This window comes from Nocardia arizonensis (assembly GCF_001310275.1).
GTDB lineage: Bacteria > Actinomycetota > Actinomycetes > Mycobacteriales > Mycobacteriaceae > Nocardia > Nocardia arizonensis.
Genome location: NZ_LGYZ01000072.1, coordinates 1 through 20,391 on the forward strand (window position 1 = coordinate 1; position 20,391 = coordinate 20,391).

Here is a 20,391-nt window from a genome sequence, read left to right on the forward strand (position 1 = left end):
TGCTTCGGGTAAGTTGGATCGTAAGGCGTTGCCCGCGCCGGTGTTCGAGGTCAAGGTCTTCCGCGCGCCCTCGACGCCCATCGAGGAGATCGTGGCGCAGATCTTCGGCGAGGTGCTCGGGATCAGCCGGATCGGCGTCGACGACGACTTCTTCGAACTCGGCGGCAACTCCCTCATCGCCACCCAGGTGGCCTCGCGGCTCGGTCTCGCGCTCGACACCCGCGTGCCGGTGCGCATGCTGTTCGACGCCTCCACCGTCGGCGCGCTCGCCGCCCGCGTGGAATCGCGCGCCGGTGACGGCGCGCGCAAGGCATTGGTGGCGCGGGAGCGGCCCGACGAGGTGCCGCTGTCGCTGGCACAGCAGCGCATGTGGTTCCTCAACCGGTTCGACACCGAATCGGCGGTGAACAACATCCCGGTCGCCATTCGCCTGTCCGGCGAATTGGATGTCGCCGCATTGCAGGTCGCGGTGATCGACGTGATCGACCGGCACGAGTCGCTGCGCACGGTCTTCCCGGAGACCGCGACCGGACCCGTCCAGGTCGTCCTCGACGCCGCGCAGATCGTGCCGGACCTGACCCCGTACCGGGTCACCGAGGCCACGCTGTTCGACCATCTCATCGACCTGGCGTCGATGGCCTTCGACGTGACCAGCGAAGTGCCGCTGCACGCAAGGCTTTTCGAGATCAGCGAGACCGAGTACGTGCTCGGCATGGTGATGCACCACATCTCCGCCGACGGCTGGTCCATGGGCCCGCTGGCCCGCGACGTCATGGTGGCCTACGCGGCCCGCACGCTGTGGGAGCCGCCCGCCTGGACCGCGCTGCCGGTGCAGTACGCCGACTACTCGCTGTGGCAGCGCGAGGTACTCGGATCCGAGGACGATCCGAGTTCGCTCATCTCCAACCAGATCGCCTTCTGGACACGCGAACTCGCCGACCTGCCCGACGAGCTCGTACTGCCGTCGGATCGCCCGCGCCCGGCCTCGGCCAGCTACCGCGGCGGCACCTACCCGTTCGTCATCTCGGGACAGACCCAGCACGCGCTGGTGGAACTCGGCCGCCGCTACAACGCCTCGCCCTTCATGGTCATGCACAGCGCGCTCGCGGTACTGCTGGCGCGCCTGTCGGGCAGCAGCGACATCGCCATCGGCACACCGGTCGCGGGCCGCGGCGAGGCCGCGCTGGACGACCTCATCGGCATGTTCGTCAACACCCTTGTGCTGCGCACCGAGATCGACCCGAGCGTGAGTTTCGCCGATCTGCTCGCCACCGCGCGCGAGAAGGATCTGCACGCCTTCGCCAATGCCGACGTGCCATTCGAGCGCCTGGTCGAGGTACTGAATCCGGCCCGCTCACAGGCCAGGCATCCGCTGTTCCAGGTCATGCTGGCCTTCCAGAACACCAAGCAGGCCAATCTCGAACTGCCCGGCCTGTCCATCAACGGCATCGACTACGACGCGGGCCTGGCGAAATTCGACCTGCAACTGACCTTGCAGGAGATTCAGGACGAGCACGGCGAACCGTCCGGCATGTCGGCCGAATTCTCCTACGCGCTCGACCTTTTCGACGAGGAGACGGTCGCGGGCTTCGCGCGCAGGCTCGATCGCGTTCTGGCGGCGATCATCGCCGATCCGGATGTTCCGGTCGGCGATATCGACCTGCTGGACCGCGTCGAATCCGAACTCGCGCTGCGTGGTTGGAATGCCACGGATCGGGTGTTGGATTCGAGCGGGACTCTGGTGGGTGATTTCGCTCGGCAGGTGGTGGCGACGCCGGACGCGGTCGCGGTGGTGGATCCGGGTTCGGGTGTGGAGCTCACCTATGCGGAGTTCGCTTCTCGGGTACGTCGTTTGGCGCGTTGTCTGATCGAAGCGGGTGTGGGTCCCGAGTCGTTGGTGGCTTTGGGTATGCGTCGTTCGATCGATCTCGTGGTCGCCGCTTACGCCGTGCAAGAAGCCGGTGGTGGTTATGTGCCGCTGGATCTCGATCAGCCCGCCGAGCGTGTCGGCTATGTGTTGGAGTCGGCCGCTCCGGTGTGTGTGTTGACCACTACGCGTGATGGTTTCACGGGTTCGGGTGTCGATACCGTGGTGATCGACGAATTGGACCTGTCGGGTTATTCCGATGGGGTTGTGGTCGATGCCGAGCGCGTGGCGCCGTTGCGTTCGCCGCATCCGGCGTATGTGATCTTCACGTCGGGTTCGACGGGTCGTCCGAAGGGTGTGGCGTTGCCGCATTCGGCGGTTGTGAACCAGATCCGTTGGATTACAGGTGAGTTCGGTGTCGGTGTCGATGATGTGGTGTTGTTCAAGACGCCTGCGACGTTCGATGTGTCGGTGTGGGAGTTGTTCGGGGCGCTGTCGGTCGGTGGTCGGATCGTGGTGGCGAGTCAGGATGGTCATCGGGATCCGCAGTATCTGGCGGAGGTGATCGCCGGGTACGGGGTGACGATGACCTCGTTCGTGCCGTCGATGTTGACCGTGTTCGCGGGCAGTATCGATGCCTCGGCGGCGGGCGGGAATGCGCTGTCGTCGGTGCGGGCGTTGTTGATCGCCGGTGAGGCGCTGACCGGGGACGCGGTGCGGGCGTTCCGTCGGGTGGGTTCGGCGGAGTTGTTCAATCTGTACGGTCCGACGGAGTTCGCGGTGCATGCCACGCATGCCGCGGTGGCCGCGGATGTCTCCGGTGCCGTGCCGATCGGTTCGCCCGTCTGGAACGCGCGGGCGTATGTGCTCGATTCCCGGTTGCATCCGGTTCCGGTCGGGGTCGCGGGTGAGTTGTATCTGGCCGGTGATCAGCTTGCCCGTGGCTACTACGGTCGTGCTGATCTGACGGCGGATCGGTTCGTGGCGAATCCGTTCGGTGATGCGGGTGCTCGCATGTATCGCACGGGCGACCTGGTCACTCGGACCGCCGATGGTTCGATCGTGTATCTGGGTCGGACGGATTTCCAGGTGAAGGTGCGTGGTCTGCGTATCGAGCTCGGTGAGATCGAGAACGCGCTGACCGGGCACGGGTCGGTGTCGCAGGCGGTGGCGATGGTGCGGTCGGACGCGCGCACGGGCGATCAGCTGGTGGCCTATGTGGTGCCCGCTGCCGATGCCGGGATCGATGTGGACGAGCTCAGGACGCATCTGGGTGGTGTGTTGCCGTCGTATATGGTGCCCGCCGCTTTCGTGGTGCTGGAGGAGATGCCGCTGAGCGCGAACGGCAAACTCGACCGACGGGCGTTGCCGGAGCCGGTGTTCGAGGTGCGGGAGTTCCGTGCGCCGTCGACGCCGATCGAGGAGATCGTGGCGAATACGTTCGCCGAGGTGTTGGGTATTTCGGGTGAGCGTCCGGTGGGCCTGGACGATGATTTCTTCGATCTGGGCGGTAACTCACTCATCGCCACCCAGGTGGTCGCGCGGCTCAGCGCCGCGCTCGACAGCACGGTGCCGGTGCGCTTGCTGTTCGAGGCGCCCACCGTCGCGGCACTGGCCGCTCGCATGGAAGCACACGCGGGCACCGGCGGCCGTATCGCGCTGGCCGCCCGCACGCGGCCGGAATACCCGCCGCTCTCGCCGGCGCAGCAGCGCATGTGGTTCCTCAACCGCTTCGACACCGATTCGGCCGCGAGCAATATCCCGGTCGCGGTGCGACTGCGCGGCCAACTCGACCTCGAGGCGCTGCGCGGCGCGCTCGCCGACGTCATCGCCCGGCACGAATCGCTGCGCACTATCTACCCCTCGCACGAGGGCATCGCATACCAGCAGGTGCTCCCCATGGCGCGCGCGGTCCCCGAGATCGCCGTGCACGCCCTGTCCGAGGACGAGATCGCCGGCGCGCTCTACGAATTCGTGATCGGCGGCTTCGACGTCACCGTCGAGCCGCCGGTGCGGGTGTGCGTCTACCAACTCGAGGGCAACAACGGTAAGCGTTGGCGCGACACCACCCAGGACTTCGTACTCGCGGTGGTGGTCCACCACATCGCGGCGGACGGCTTCTCCATGCGCCCGCTCGTGCGCGACCTGATGACGGCCTATGTCGCGCGCCGCTCGGATGCCGCGCCGAACTGGTCGCCGCTGCCGGTGCAGTACATCGACTACGCCATCTGGCAGCGCGAAACCCTCGGCGCTGAGGACGACCCGGCCTCGCTGATCGCGGCGCAGCTGAACTACTGGCGCACCGCACTGGCCGAACTGCCCGACGAACTGCGCCTGTCGCAGCGTCCGCGGCCCGCCGTCGCGTCCTATCGCGCGGGTACACACCGCTTCCGGGTGCCCGGCGAACTGGTCGACACCCTCAACCGGGTCGCCCAGTCGAGTGGCACCACCCTGTTCATGGTCGTGCACGGCGCGTTCGCCGCACTGCTGTCGCGCCTGTCGGGCACCGACGACATCGCCGTCGGCGTCCCCGCCGCCGGACGCGGTGAACAAGGCCTCGACGAGCTGGTCGGCATGTTCGTCAACACTCTGGTGCTCCGATCGCGGATCGATCCCGCGGACTCCTTCGCCGATCTGCTCGCCCAAATCCGCGAGCGCGACCTGCAAGCCTTCGCGCACACGGACGTGCCGTTCGAGCGGCTGGTCGAGGTGCTGAATCCGGCGCGTTCGCAGGCGCGCCATCCCCTGTTCCAGGTGATGCTGTCGTTCCAGAACCTGGGCCGCACCAGTCTGGAACTGCCCGGACTGCGCGTGTCCGAACTCGAGATCGACCAGCCCACCGCGAAATTCGATCTCCAGCTCACCCTCGGCGAGGTGCCGGGCGCACCGGGCCGCGACGCGGGCGCCGCCCCGATGGACGCCGAACTGCTCTACGCCACCGACCTTTTCGACGACCGGTACGCCGACGCCTTCGCCGAGCGGTTCCTGCGGGTGCTGCGCGCGGTCGCCGCCGATCCCGCGGTGACCGTCGGCGATATCGACCTGCTCGACGACGCCGAGCGCACCCAGGTCCTGGAACGGTGGAACGACAGCGAATTCCCGGTCGACGCGGCGCTCACTTCCTCGGTGGGCGATGCCGTCGGCACGCTGGTCTCGATGTTCGAGGCGCAGGCGCTGCGCACCCCCGACTCGACCGCGCTGACCTACGAGGGGACGAGTCTGACCTACGCCGAGTTCGCGAGCCGGGTACACCGCCTCGCGCGCTGGCTCAAGCAGGCGGGCGTGGGCCCGGAATCGTATGTGGGCGTCGCCATGCGGCGTTCGCTCGACCTGCTCGTCGGTCTCTACGCGATCAATGCCGCGGGCGGCGCGTACGTGCCGCTCGACCCGGATCATCCGGCCGAGCGCATCGAGCACATTCTGCGCACCGCGGGACCGGTGTGCGTCCTGACCTCCGGCGCCGATCTGACGACCACGGTGACCCGTCAGGTCCGCATCGATCGTCTCGACCTGTCCGCGTTCTCCGACGAACCGCTCACCGACGCCGACCGCCATCGCGCGCTGCGTCCGCGGAACACCGCATACGTCATCTTCACCTCCGGTTCCACCGGCCGCCCCAAGGGCGTCGCGGTCTCGCACGAGGCCATCGTCAACCGCCTGGTGTGGATGCACGCCCAATACGGGCTGTCCGCGGAGGACGTGGTATTGCAGAAGACCCCCGCGACCTTCGACGTGTCGGTGTGGGAGTTCTTCTGGCCCTTGCAGGTCGGCGCGCGGCTGGTGATCGCCAAGCCCGACGGCCACCGCGATCCGGCGTATCTGGTGCGCACGATCGTGGACCAGCGGGTCACCACGGCGCACTTCGTGCCGTCGATGCTGTCGGTCTTCGTCGCCGAGGCCGGCGCGCGGGCGTGCTCGACGCTGCGCAATGTCTTCGCCTCCGGCGAGGCGCTGCCCGCGACGACGGCGCAGCGCCTGCGCGAGCTGACCGGTGCGCGCTTGCACAACCTGTACGGCCCGACCGAGGCCGCGGTCGACGTGACCTTCCACGAGGTCACCGACGCCGACACCGTGACCGTGCCGATCGGCGCGCCGGTGTTCAACACCCGTGTCCTGGTGCTGGATTCGCGTCTGCATCCGGTGCCGGTGGGTGTCGCCGGTGAGCTGTACCTGACCGGCGCGCAGTTGGCGCACGGTTACGTCGGTCGCCCCGACCTCACCGCCGACCGCTTCGTGGCCAATCCCTTCGCCGCCGACGGCGAACGCGCCTACCGCACCGGCGATCTCGTGGTGTGGACTCCCGACGGTGAACTGGAGTATCTGGGCCGCACCGACTTCCAGGTCAAGCTGCGCGGCCTGCGCATCGAACTCGGCGAGATCGAAACCGCGCTCACCGCACAGGAATCGGTCGCGCAGGCGGTGGTGCTGGTCCGCGGTGACGAGCGCACCGGCGATCATCTGGTCGCCTACCTGGTCGCCGACCCCGACCGGGTCGTCGACCTCGACGCGGTGAAATCGGCGCTCGGCGCGCAACTGCCGACCTACATGGTGCCCACCGCCTACGTCGTACTGGACGAGTTCCCGCTCAACGCCTCCGGCAAGCTGGACCGTAAGGCGCTGCCGGACCCGGTGTTCGAAGCACGCGAGTACCGCGCGCCCGGCACGCCGGTGCAGCAGATCGTGGCGAGCACCTTCGCCGAGGTGCTCGACGTGGAGCGCATCGGCCTCGACGACGACTTCTTCGAACTCGGCGGCAATTCGCTCATCGCGACCCAGGTCGTGGCCCGTCTCGGCGCGGCACTCGACACCAAGGTGCCGGTGCGGCTGCTGTTCGAGGCGTCCACGGTGGAATCGCTGGCCGTGCGGGTGGAATCGGCCGCCGGACAGGGCGGACGCGTCCCGCTGACCGCGCGTTCGCGGCCCGCGCCGACGATACTGCCCGACGGCGCCGAAGCGCAGCTGATCCCGCTGTCGGCGGCACAGCAGCGCATGTGGTTCCTCAACCGCTTCGACAGCAGCACCGCTGTCAACAACATCCCGGTGGCGATCCGACTCACCGGCGCGCTCGACGTCGCCGCGCTCGACGCCGCCCTCGGTGACGTGCTGGCCCGCCACGAGGCGCTGCGCACGGTCTACCCGGAGGTGGACGGCGTCGGCTACCAGCGGATCCTGCACACCGACGAGGTGCGCGCGGAACTGGTCGCCGAACCGGTGACCCTGCCCGAACTCTCGGCACGCATCGTGGAACTGGCGAGCACGCATTTCGACGTGACCGCCGAGATCCCGTTCCGCGCGACGCTGCTTCGCCTCGACGCGCGCAGCCACGTCGTCGTGCTGGTCATGCACCACATCAGCGGTGACGGATTCTCGCTGCGCCCGCTGCTGCGCGACGTGGTTGCCGCCTATACCCAGCGCGCCCGGGGCGAGGTCCCGGCGTGGGCGCCGCTCGAGGTGCAGTACGCCGACTACACCCTGTGGCAGAACGAGGTGCTCGGCTCCGAAGCCGATGAGGAATCGGTCGCCGCGGCCCAACTCGCGTACTGGAGTACGCAACTGCGCGATCTGCCCGATCAGATCGAACTCCCCGCGGACCGGCCGCGTCCGGAAATAGCTTCCAATGCCGGTGGGCTGCACAGCTTCTCGGTCGACGCCGAACTGCACCGCGCGCTCGCCGACGTGGCGCGCGCGCACGGGGTCACGCTGTTCATGGTGATGCACGCGGCACTGGCGACCTGGGCCGCGCGACTGTCGCGCAGCACCGATATCGCCATCGGCACCCCGGTCGCCGGACGCGGTGAGCGCGCACTCGACGACCTGGTCGGCATGTTCGTCAACACCCTCGTGCTGCGCAGCGAGATCGACCTCGGCGCGAGCTTCGCCGATCTGCTCGAACAGGTCCGCCGCACCGACCTGGCCGCCTTCGCCAATGCCGACGTGCCCTTCGAGCGGCTCGTTGACGTGCTGAGCCCGGCCCGCTCGCAGGCCCACCATCCGCTGTTCCAGGTCGCGCTGACCTTCGAGGCCGCCTCCGCCGCGGAGGCGCCCTCGATGGCGCTGCCCGGCGGGCTGCACCTGGATATCGTCGAATTCGACGCGGGCACCGCGAAATTCGATGTCCAGCTGACCGTCGGCCAGTCCGTGGACGGCGCGCTGTCGCTGTCGTGGAACTACGCGAGCGAACTGTTCGACCCGGAGACCGTCGCGGGCTTCGCCGACCGACTGGTGCGCATCCTGCGCGCCGTCGCCGAGGACTCCTCGGTCGTCGTCGGCGATATCGACCTGCTCGGCGAGAGCGAACAGCTCGACGTGGCGCGGCGCTGGGTCCGCTCGGGCGCCGACACCGACACCGGCCGGTTCGCGGCCGAGCACACGCTGGTGTCGCTGTTCGACGAGACGGTGGCGGCGCATCCGTACCGCACCGCCGCCAAGTTCGGCGCGGATTCGCTGACCTATTCCGAACTGGACAAGCGCGCGAATATCGTGGCGCGCAGGCTCGTCGACGACGGCGCGGGCCCCGAGTCGCTGGTCGCGGTGATCCTGCCGCGTTCGCTCGACCTGGTCGTGGCGCTGCTGGCCGTGGTGAAGACCGGCGCGGGCTACGTTCCGATCGACCCGACCTATCCGGCCGAGCGCATCGCCTACGTGCTCTCCGACGCGCGGCCCTCCAGCGTGATCCTGGACTCCACCGTGGAGATCACCGTCCCGGACGGCGTCGCGACCGTGGTGCTGGACGGATTCGCCGTCGAGACCGGCAATGTCGTGGACGCCGACGACGCGCCGGTGACCGACGCCGACCGGCGCGCGCCGCTGCGGCCCGAGCACGTCGCCTACGTCATCTACACCTCCGGTTCCACCGGCCGTCCCAAGGGCGTCGCGGTCGCGCACCGGAATGTGACGCGCCTGTTCGCCAATACCGATCGCGACTTCGGTTTCGGACCCGACGACGTGTGGACCCTGTTCCACTCCTACGCCTTCGACTTCTCGGTATGGGAGCTGTGGGGTCCGCTGCTGTTCGGCGGCACGGTCGTCGTCGTCGACTACTACACCTCGCGTTCGCCCGAACAGTTCCTCGAACTGTTGCGCGCGGAGCGCGTGACCGTGCTCAACCAGACGCCGTCGGCCTTCTACCAATTGGCCGAGGCCGATCGCAACGCGGGGTCGGCGGTGACGCCGCTGGCGCTGCGCTACGTCGTCTTCGGCGGTGAGGCGCTGGAACCGCGCCGTCTGTCGGACTGGATCGAACGCCACGGTGACGGCGTGCTCGCCGGTTCGGCGGGTTCGGGTCCGGTGCTGGTCAATATGTACGGCATCACCGAGACCACGGTGCACGTGTCCTACCGCGCCCTCGACGCGGCAACCGTCGCCGCGGCCTCCGGCAGCGTCGTCGGCCGGGCCATCGCGGGCCTGCGCGTTTACGTCCTCGACGCGCGCATGCGACCGGTCCCGGTGGGTGTCGCGGGTGAGATGTACGTGGCCGGACCGCAATTGGCGCGCGGCTACCTCGGCAGGCCGGATCTCACCGCGACCCGTTTCGTGGCCGATCCGCTGGGCGAGGCCGGATCGCGGCTGTACCGCTCCGGCGACCTGGCGCGCTGGAACCGCTCCGGCGAACTCGAATACCTGGGCCGCGCCGACGATCAGGTGAAGGTCCGCGGCTTCCGCATCGAACTCGGCGAGATCGAGGCCGCCGTACTGGCCCAGCCGGGTATCGCGCAGGCCGCGGTCATCGTGCGCGAGGACCAGCCCGGCGATCAGCGCATCGTGGCCTACGTGGTCTCCGAGGCCGACGCCGCACCGGATCTGGACGCGGTCCGCCGCGGCGCGGCACAACGCCTGCCGTCCTACATGGTCCCGGCGGCACTGGTGCGCCTCGAATGGATTCCGTTGACCGTCAACGGAAAACTGGACCGCAAGGCGCTGCCCGCGCCCGCGGCGCAGTCGCGTGCCTTCCGCGCGCCGGTCACCCCGGTGCAGGAGACCGTGGCCGCGGTCTTCGCCGAGGTGCTCGATGTGCCCCGGTTCGGCGTGGACGACGATTTCTTCGACCTCGGCGGCAACTCGCTCATCGCGACCCGCGTCGTCGCGCGGATCGGCGCGGCGCTTGGCGCGTCGATTCCGGTGCGCGCCCTGTTCGAGGCATCGACCGTGGAGGCGCTCGCCGCACGGGTGGAATCGCATACCGATGGCGCGGCGCGCGCCCGTCTGGTCGCGCGGGCGCGGCCCGCGGGCGAGCTGGTGCCGTTGTCCTACGCGCAGCAGCGCATGTGGTTCCTCAACAAGTACGACACCGCCTCGGCGGCCTACAATCTGCCGCTCGCCATCCGGCTCACCGGCACGCTCGATATCGAGGCGCTGCGGCTCGCGGTCGCCGATGTCGTGCGCCGACACGAATCGTTGCGCACCCGGTACCCGCTGCACGGCGGTACCCCGGTGCAGGCGATCGTGCCCGCCGAGAACGTCGTGCTCGACCTGCGCCCGATCGAGGTCGACCCCGTGGGGGTCGGCGCGGCGGTCGCCGAATTCGCTTCGCTCGGATTCGACGTGGCCGAACAGGTTCCGCTGCGCGCCCGGCTGTACGTGCTCGGCTCGGACGAATACGTGCTGGTCGTGGTCGTGCACCACATCGCGGGCGACGGCTTCTCGATGGGCCCGCTGGCGCGCGACGTGATGACCGCCTACACCGCGCGCAGTCAGGGCAGCGATCCCGGCTGGGCCCCGCTGCCCGTCCAGTACGCCGACTTCGCGATCTGGCAGCGCGAAGTCCTCGGCGCCGAGGACGATCCGCGCTCGCTGCTGGCCCGTCAGGTCGACTACTGGCAGCGCGCGCTCGACGGCGTGCCCGACGAGTTGACCCTGCCCGCGGACCGCCCGCGCCCGCCGGTCGCCTCGCTGCGCGGACAGACCCTGCACGAGCGACTGCCCGAGGAACTGGTCACCGCGCTGGACGCGGTCGCCCGTCGCCGCGGCGCGTCGCTGTTCATGGTCATGCACGGTGCGCTGGCGGTGCTGCTGTCGCGCCTGTCCGGCACCGACGACATCGCGATCGGCTCGCCCATCGCGGGCCGTGGCGAACAGGCGCTCGATGATCTGGTCGGCATGTTCGTCAACACGCTGGTGCTGCGCACCGCCGTGACGGCATCGGAATCCTTCGCCGATCTGCTCGACCGGGTGCGCACCACCGACCTGGACGCCTACGGCAATGCCGACGTGCCGTTCGAACGGTTGGTGGAACTGCTCGCGCCGGAGCGTTCGCAGTCGCGCAATCCGCTGTTCCAGGTCGCCCTCGCCTTCCAGAACCTGGAAAGCACCGCGCTGGAACTGCCGGGTCTGCGGGTGGCCGCACTGGACCTGGACGAATCCGTCGCCCGCTTCGATCTCCAGTTCACGCTGTCCGAACAGCCGGACGCGACGGGCATGTCGCTCGCGCTCACCTACGCGACCGATCTGTTCGACGCCGCCACCGCCGCCGAATTCGTGGTGCGCTGGCGCCGGGTGCTCGAGGCCGTCGCCGCCGACCCGTCGGTGCAGGTCGGCGCGATCGACCTGCTCGACGCCGGCGAACGCGCCGACTTGGTCGCGCGCACCGGCGCGCCCGCGATCGCGCCGCGCACGCTGCCGGATCTGCTGGCCGCCGCCGCGGCACGCGATCCGCTCGCCCCCGCGGTGATCTACCGCGGCGCCACGCTGACCTACGGCGAACTCGACGAACGGTCCAACCGCCTGGCGCGACTGCTGATCGCCGAGGGCGTCGGCGCCGAGGATCTGGTGGCGGTCGGCGTGCCGCGGTCGGCCGATTCGGTGTTCGTCGCCCTGTCGGTGAGCAAGACCGGCGCGGCCTTCGTCCCGGTCGACCCGGCCTATCCGGCCGATCGCATCGCGCACATGGTCACCGATTCCGGGTCGCCGGTGGGTATCACCGTGGCCGCCGCCCGCGCGGACCTGCCGGATTCGGTGCGTTGGCTGGTGCTCGACGATCTCGATCTCGACGCCTTCGACGGCTCCCCGATCACCGACGTCGACCGGGTGCGCCCGCTGCGCCCGCAGAATCCGGCCTACGTCATCTACACCTCCGGTTCCACCGGTGTGCCCAAGGGCGTCGTGGTGTCACACACCGTGCTCGCCAACTTCGCCACCGCGCAGATCGAGCACTACGGACTCGATTCCGATTCGCGCGCAATGCATTTCGCCTCGCCCAGCTTCGACGCCTCGATTCTCGAGCTGCTGCTTGCGCTGGGTCCCGGCGGGGCGCTCGTGGTCGTGCCAACCGGCGTCTACGGCGGCGATGAGCTTTCCGAGCTCATGCGCACCGAGGGCGTCACGCACGTGTTCATCACCCCGGCCGCGCTGGCGACCTTCGACCCGACCGGCCTGGACTCACTGCGCGTGCTCGCGGTCGGCGGCGAGGCGTTCGCGCCGGAACTCGTCGCCAAGTGGGCGGTGCCGCTGCCCGACGGTTCGACGCGCCGCTTCCACAATGTGTACGGCCCGACCGAGACCGCCATGGTGGTCAACATCAGCGCGCCGCTGCTCGCGGGCGATCCCATGCCCATCGGCGCTCCGATCCGCGGTACGCAGTCGCTCATCCTGGACGCGCGGCTGCGGCCGGTACCCGTCGGCGTGGCCGGTGAGCTCTACATCTCCGGTATCCAGTTGGCGCGCGGATACCACGCCCGCGCCGCGCTGACCGCCGACCGGTTCGTCGCGAATCCGTACGCGGTGGGCCCGAACGCGGTGGGCGCGCGCATGTACCGCACCGGTGACGTGGTCCGCTGGACCCGCGACGGCGCGGTGGAATATGTCGGCCGTTCCGACTTCCAGGTCAAGGTGCGCGGGTTCCGCATCGAACTCGGCGAGATCGACAGCGCCCTGTCGGCGCACGCGGGAGTGGACTTCGCGGTCACCATCGGACACAAGAGCGCCGCGGGCGCGGTCTCGCTGGTGTCGTACGTCGTCGCCGCGCCCGGACATTCGCTCGACGTCGCGGAACTGACCGCGGCGCTCGAGGAACGGCTGCCCGCGTACATGGTGCCGTCGTCGATCATGGTGCTCGACCGCGTGCCGCTCACCCCGGTCGGCAAACTCGACCGCAAGGCGCTGCCGGAGCCGGTGTTCGCCACCGAGGTCGTCTTCCGCGCCCCGCGCACACCGGTCGAGCAGATCATCGCCGAAGTGTTCGCCGAGGTGCTCGGTGTGGAGCGGGTCGGCGTCGACGACTCCTTCTTCGCCCTCGGCGGCGACAGCATCGTCTCGATCCAGCTGGTGTCGCGCGCCAAGGCGCGCGGAGTGGTCTTCTCCCCGCGCCACGTGTTCGAACAGCGCACCGTCGCGGGACTCGCCGCGGTCGCCGAGACCGCGGACGCCGCCGAATCGGCCGTGCCCGCGCTGGCGGAGCTGCCCGGCGGCGGGGTCGGCCCCATGCCGCCGACCCCGGTGGTCCGGTTCATGGCCGAACGGGCCGGTTCCTTCGGTCGGTTCAACCAGACCCTCGCACTCGAATTGCCGCTCGGCATCGACCGCGCGGGCATCGCCGCCACCGTCGGCGCGGTCATCGATCGCCACGACATGTTGCGCGCGAGCCTGCGCCGCGAGGCGGGCGACTGGGTCGTGGAGACCGCCGAACCGGGTTCGGTCGACGCGGACGCGCTCATCGAGCGCGTGCCGCTCCCGGCCGCGGCCACCGATGCCGAACTGTTCGAGATCGCGACCGGTGCACTGGATTCCGCGCTGGAACGGCTCGATCCGGCCACCGGTGCGGTGATCGCGTTCGTCTGGCTCGACCCGTCCGAACCGGTTCGGACGGGTCGACTCGTCGTGCTGGCACACCACCTCGTGGTGGACGGCGTCTCGTGGCGAATCCTGGTGCCCGACTTCGTGACCGCGTGGGGCATGCTCACCGCGGGCCAGAAGCCGCAGCTGGTCGCGCCCGCGACGAGCATGCGGGCCTGGGCGCACGCGCTGCGGCGCGAGGCCGACAGCGTCGCGCGGGTCGCCGAACTCGACTACTGGCGCGGTGTCGCCGGATCACCCGATCCGCTGCTCACCGCGCGCCCGATGGACCCGCTGGTCGACACCTCGGGCGTCATCGACAAACTCCAGGTCGAGGTGTCCGCCGAGGTCACCAAGGCCCTGTTGACCACCGTGCCCGCCCTGTTCCACGGCGGCGTCAACGACGGTCTGCTCACCGCGCTCGCCCTGGCGACCGCGAAATGGCGGGCGCGGCGCACCACCGCGCGCCCGGACGACGCGCTGCTGATCCGCCTCGAGGGCCACGGCCGCGAAGAGGAGATCGTGCCCGGTGCGGACCTGTCCCGCACGGTCGGCTGGTTCACCGCGATCTTCCCGGTCCGCTTCGACCTCGCGGGTCTCGACATCGACGCCGCGCTCACCGGCGGACCGGCGCTGGGCCGGGTGCTCAAGGCGGTCAAGGAACAGTTGCTCGCGGTGCCGGACAAGGGCATCGGCTACGGTCTGCTGCGGTACATGAATCCGGCGACCGCGGCCGAACTGCCCGAGCGGCTGCCCGGACAGGTCAGCTTCAACTATCTGGGCCGGGTCTCCGACAGCGACGTTCCCGAGGCGCTGCGCGGCTTCGGCTGGATTCCCGCGCCCGAACTCGGCGCGCTCGCGGGCGCCTACGACGCGGATATGCCCGCGATGGCGCCGCTGGACGTCAACGCCATCGTGGTCGGCGACCGGCTCACCGCGAATATCGGCTACCCCTCGACCCTGCTGGACGCCGCGGACGTGCGCGAATTCGGCGACCTTTGGGTCGCCGCGCTGGAAGCCGTGGCGCGGCACGCGAATTCGGCGGACGCGGGCGGGCACACGCCTGCCGATTTCGCGCTCGTGCGCACCACCCAGCGCGATATCGACGGTTGGGAACGCCGCTTCCCGACCCTGACCGACGTGTGGCCGCTCTCGGCGCTGCAAGCGGGTCTGCTCTTCCACGCCCGGCTGGCCGCGACCTCGGTCGACGTATACACCGCCCAGGCGGTACTGGCCCTCACCGGCCGCGTCGACGCCACCCGATTGCGTTCGGCCGCACAGGCTCTGGTCGATCGCTACGAGAACCTGCGCACCGCGTTCGTCTCCGACCACGACGGCAATCCGGTGCAGGTCGTGCTCGACAGCGTCCGCGTCGACTGGTCGGAATACGATCGCCTCGACTCCGGCGAGGCGGCCGACCTCATCGACGTCGACCGCATGCGCCGCTTCGACCTGACCGAGCCGCCGCTGATCCGGTTCACGCTCATCCAGACCGCCGCGCACACCTGGCGTTTCGTGGTGACCAACCACCACATCCTGCTCGACGGCTGGTCCATGCCGCTGCTCATGCGGGATCTGCTGGCGCTCTACGCCCTGCGCGCCGACGCGAGCGCGCTGCCCGCCGTGCGCTCCTACCGCCACTTCCTGGAGTGGACCGCGCGCCAGGACCACGCCGCCTCGGTGGCGGCATGGGCCGCGGCGCTGCGCGGGGTGAACGAGCCGACCCTGCTCTCGCGCCCCGACGCGGGCCGCGAGATCACGGCGCTGTCGGGTGAGTACTTCTTCGACCTGGACGAGGCCGCGACCGCGCGCCTGACCGAGGTCGCCGCATCGCTCGGCGTCACGCCGAATACGGTGTTGCAGGTCGCCTGGGGTGTGCTCGTCGGACGGATGACCGGCCGCGAGGACGTGCTGTTCGGCACCACCGTGTCGGGTCGCCCGGCCCAGCTGTCCGGCGTCGAGGCGATGGTCGGCCTGTTCATCAACACGGTGCCGGTGCGTGTGCGTTTCGATCCGTCCGAATCCGCGCGCGAACTGCTCACCCGGGTCCAGGTCGAGCAGGCCGATCTGCTCGACCACCACTACGTCGGCCTGGCCGAGATCCAGTCCGCCGCGGGCATGGCCGGGCTGTTCGACACGCTGGTGGTCTTCGAGTCCTATCCGGTGGACGCCGAGGGCATCCGGGCGCAGGCCGCCGATATCGACGGCATGTCGGTCGTCGGACTCGACGCCGCCGACGCCACCCACTACCCGCTGACCCTGATCGCCCAGCTGGATTCGCGTCTGCGTGTCCGCGCGGGTTATCTGCGCGACCTGTTCGACGAGCCGACCGTGCGCCGCATCGCCGATCGCCTGGTGCGGGTACTGACCGCGATCACCGCCGATCCCGAGGTCACCGTCGGCGACATCGGCCTGGTCGACGCCGCCGAACTCGCGCTGGTGACCACGGGGTGGAACGACACCGCCCACGAGGTGGACACCGCGGCGACCCTGGCGTCGATGTTCGAGGCCCAGCGGCGCGAGACCCCCGAGGCGACCGCGCTGACCTTCGAGGGGACGAGTCTGTCCTACGACGAGTTCGGCGCGCGCGCACACCGGCTGGCGCGCTGGCTCATCCAGCGCGGCGTCGGCCCGGAATCCTATGTGGCGCTCGGCATCCGGCGTTCGGTCGAGCTGGTGGTCGGCATGTACGCGGTCACGCTCGCGGGCGGCGCTTACGTGCCGCTCGACCCCGATCATCCGGCCGAGCGCACCGAGTACATCCTCGACACCGCCGATCCGGTATGCGTGCTGACCTCCGGCAGCGATCTGGAGATCGACACCGCACAGGTCCGCATCGACCTGCTCGACCTGTCCGGGGTGTCCGAGGGCCCGATCACCGCGGCCGAACGCCGTGCGCCGCTGCGCCCGTCGAATACCGCCTACGTCATCTTCACCTCCGGTTCCACCGGCCGCCCCAAGGGCGTCGCGGTCTCGCACGCCGCGATCGTGAACCGCCTGGTGTGGATGCAGGCCGAATACGGACTCGATCCGAGCGATGCCGTCCTGCAGAAGACGCCCGCGACCTTCGACGTGTCGGTGTGGGAGTTCTTCTGGCCCTTGCAGATCGGCGCGCGGCTGGTCATCGCCCGTCCGGACGGACACCGCGATCCGGCCTACCTGGCCGAGATCATCGCCACCGAGCGGGTCACGGTCACCCACTTCGTGCCGTCGATGCTCGCGGTGTTCGTGGCCGACGCCGCGGCCACGCGCTGCCACAGCCTGCGCATGGTGTTCGCCTCCGGTGAGGCGCTGCCGCCCAAGCCCGCGCACCGGCTGCGGGAGTTGACCGGAGCGGCGCTGCACAATCTGTACGGTCCCACCGAGGCCGCGGTCGACGTGACCTACCACCGGGTCGACAAGGCCGACACCGAACTGGTCCCGATCGGCGCGCCGGTGTTCAACACCCAGGTCTACGTGCTGGACGCGCGGCTGCGGCCCGCGCCGGTTGGTGTCGCGGGCGAGTTGTATCTCGCGGGCGCGCAGTTGGCGCGCGGCTACGTGTCGCGGCCGGATCTGACCGGCGACCGATTCGTGGCGAATCCGTTCGGCGCGAACGGCTCCCGCATGTACCGCACCGGCGACCTGGTCGCCTGGAATGCCGCGGGCGAGCTGGAATACCTCGGCCGCACCGACTTCCAGGTGAAGCTGCGCGGTCTGCGCATCGAACTCGGCGAGATCGAGGCCGCCCTCACCGGAATGGACGAGATCGCGCAGGCCGTGGTCGTGGTGCGCGGTGACCAGCGCACCGGTGATCAGCTGGTGGCCTACGTGGTCGCGACGGCGAATCTGCCGGTCGACACCGATCTGATCCGCGAGGATCTGAGCAGGCAACTGCCCGCCTACATGGTGCCCGCGCTGATCGTCGTCCTCGACGAGTTCCCGCTCAACGCCTCCGGCAAGCTGGACCGCAAGGCGCTGCCCGCGCCGGTGTTCGAGGCCGCGGTGTTCCGTGCGCCGACCACACCGGTGGAGGAGATCGTCGCCGATATCTTCGCCGGCGTCCTCGGCGCCGAACGCGTCGGCTTGGACGACGATTTCTTCGCCCTCGGCGGCAACTCGCTGAGCGCGACCCAGGTCGCGGCGCGGCTGTCCGCGGCGCTCGACACCGATCTGGGCGTGCGCGAACTGTTCGAGGCGTCCACGGTGGCCGCGCTGGCCGCGCGCGTGGAGTCGCGGGCGGGCGCGGGCGCGCGTGTGCCGCTGGCGCCGCAGGCCCGCCCGGAACTGGTCCCGCTGTCACTGGCACAGCAGCGCATGTGGTTCCTCAACCGGTTCGATCCCGAATCGACGGTGGACAACATCCCGGCCGCGGTGCGGCTGTCGGGTCTGCTCGACCGGCAGGCGTTGCAGGTCGCGGTGGCCGACGTGCTGGCCCGCCACGAATCGCTGCGGACCTACTATCCCGAGGTCGACGGCGCGGCCCGGCAGCGGACCGTCGCGACCGGGCAGGTCATCCCGGATCTGGCCCCGGTCGACGTGACCGCCGACGAATTGCCTTCGCGGCTGGCCGAATTCGTGCAGACCGCCTTCGACGTCACCGTGGAGGTGCCGTTCCGGGCGCGGCTGTTCGAGGTCAGCCCGACCGAGCATGTGCTCGCGCTGGTGGTGCACCACATCTCCGCCGACGGCTTCTCGATGGGCCCGCTGACCCGCGACGTGATGATCGCCTACGGCGCGCGCGTCGAGGGCGGCGAACCGTCGTGGCGTCCGCTCGAGGTGCAGTACGCGGACTTCGCGCTGTGGCAGCGCGCGGTCCTCGGCGCGGAGGACGATCCGGATTCGGTGATCGCCGCGCAGATCGCCTACTGGACCGAGGCGCTGCGCGGGCTGCCGGAACAGCTGGACCTGCCCGCCGACCGGCCGCGTCCCGCGGTCGCCAGCGGTCGCGGCGCGACACACGCCTTCGCCATCGACGCCGAGACGCACGCCGGACTGGTCGAGGTGGCGCGGACCCGCGGCGCGACGCTGTTCATGGTCGCGCACACCGCGCTCGCGGTACTGCTGTCGCGACTTTCGGGCGCCGACGACATCGCCGTCGGCACCCCGGTCGCGGGGCGCGGTGAGCGCGCGCTGGACGACCTGATCGGCATGTTCGTCAACACCCTCGTGCTGCGCACCCCGGTGGAGAGCGCGACGAGCTTCAGCGAGATGCTGCGCGCGGTCCGCGCCACCGACATCGCCGCCTTCGGCCATGCCGACCTGCCCTTCGAGCGTTTGGTCGAGATCCTCAATCCGGCCCGTTCGCAGGCGCGGCATCCGCTGTTCCAGGTGATGCTGTCGTTCCAGAACACCGGCCAGACCGAACTGGAGCTACCCGGCCTCACGGTCAGCGCCGTTGACCTGCCCATCGAGGTCGCGAAGTTCGATCTGCAACTGGTGATGTCGGAGAATCCGGCCGACGACGGTATCGCCGCCGAGCTCATCTACGCGACGGATCTGTTCGATCCGGCCACCATGGTGGAGTTCGGACGCCGATTCGTGCGCCTGCTGCGCGCCGTGGTCGCCGATCCCGATCGGGCCGTCGGTGATATCCCGCTGCTGGACGAGCGCGAGAACTACCGCGCCCTGCGTGGGTGGAATGCCACGGATCACGTGTTGGAGACGACCGGGACTCTGGTGGGCGATTTCGCCTGTCAGGTCGCGGTGTCGCCGGATGCGGTGGCGGTGGTTGATCCGGGTTCGGGTGTCGAGCTGACGTATGCGGGGTTGGCTTCTCGGGTGCGTCGTTTGGCGCGTTGTCTGATCGAAGCGGGTGTGGGTCCTGAGTCGTTGGTGGCTCTGGGTCTGCGTCGTTCGGTCGATCTGGTGGTCGCCGCGTACGCGGTGCAAGAAGCCGGTGGTGGGTATGTGCCGCTGGATCTGGATCAACCCGCCGAGCGCGTCGGCTACGTGTTGGAGTCCGCCGCTCCGGTGTGTGTATTGACCACCGCGCGTGACGGTTTCATCGGTTCGGGTGTCGACACTCTGGTGATCGACGAGCTGGATCTGTCGCGGTATTCGGATGCGGTGGTGACCGATGCGGAGCGGATCGCGCCGTTGCGGCCGCAGCATCCGGCGTATGTGATCTTCACGTCGGGTTCGACGGGTCGTCCGAAGGGTGTGGCGGTGCCGCATTCGGCGGTGGTGAACCAGATCCGTTGGATCACCTGCGAATACGGCATCGGTGTCGACGATGTGGTGTTGTTCAAGACGCCCGCGACGTTCGACGTGTCGGTGTGGGAGTTGTTCGGTCCGTTGTCGACCGGTGGTCGGATCGTGGTGGCGAGTACGGACGGTCACCGCGACCCGCGGTATCTGGCCGAGGTCATCGCCGCGCACGGGGTGACGATGACCTCGTTCGTGCCGTCGATGTTGACGGTGTTCGCGGGCAGCGCGGACGGTGCGTCTCTCGGTACGCTGCGCGCCCTGCTCGTGGCGGGCGAGGCGTTCACCTCCGACACCGTGGCCGCTATCCGGCAGGTCAGTTCCGCTGAACTGTTCAATCTCTACGGTCCGACCGAATTCGCGGTGCACGCGACGCACGCGGCGGTGGCCGAGGATGTGTCGGGTGCCGTGCCGATCGGCCTGCCCGTCTGGAACGCGCGGGCGTATGTGCTCGACGGGCGGTTGCATCCGGTTCCCGTGGATGTCGCCGGTGAGTTGTATCTCGCGGGTGATCAGCTCGCGCGTGGCTACTACGGTCGTGCTGATCTGACGGCGGATCGGTTCGTGGCGAA

The 20,391-nt window shown here is 69.5% G+C and carries 1 protein-coding gene; it reads left to right on the forward strand.

The window, feature by feature from the left end:
• Positions 1-20,391: non-ribosomal peptide synthetase (locus tag APZ21_RS14410; RefSeq protein ID WP_156371072.1), on the forward strand; the 20,391-nt coding region annotated here is incomplete at both ends.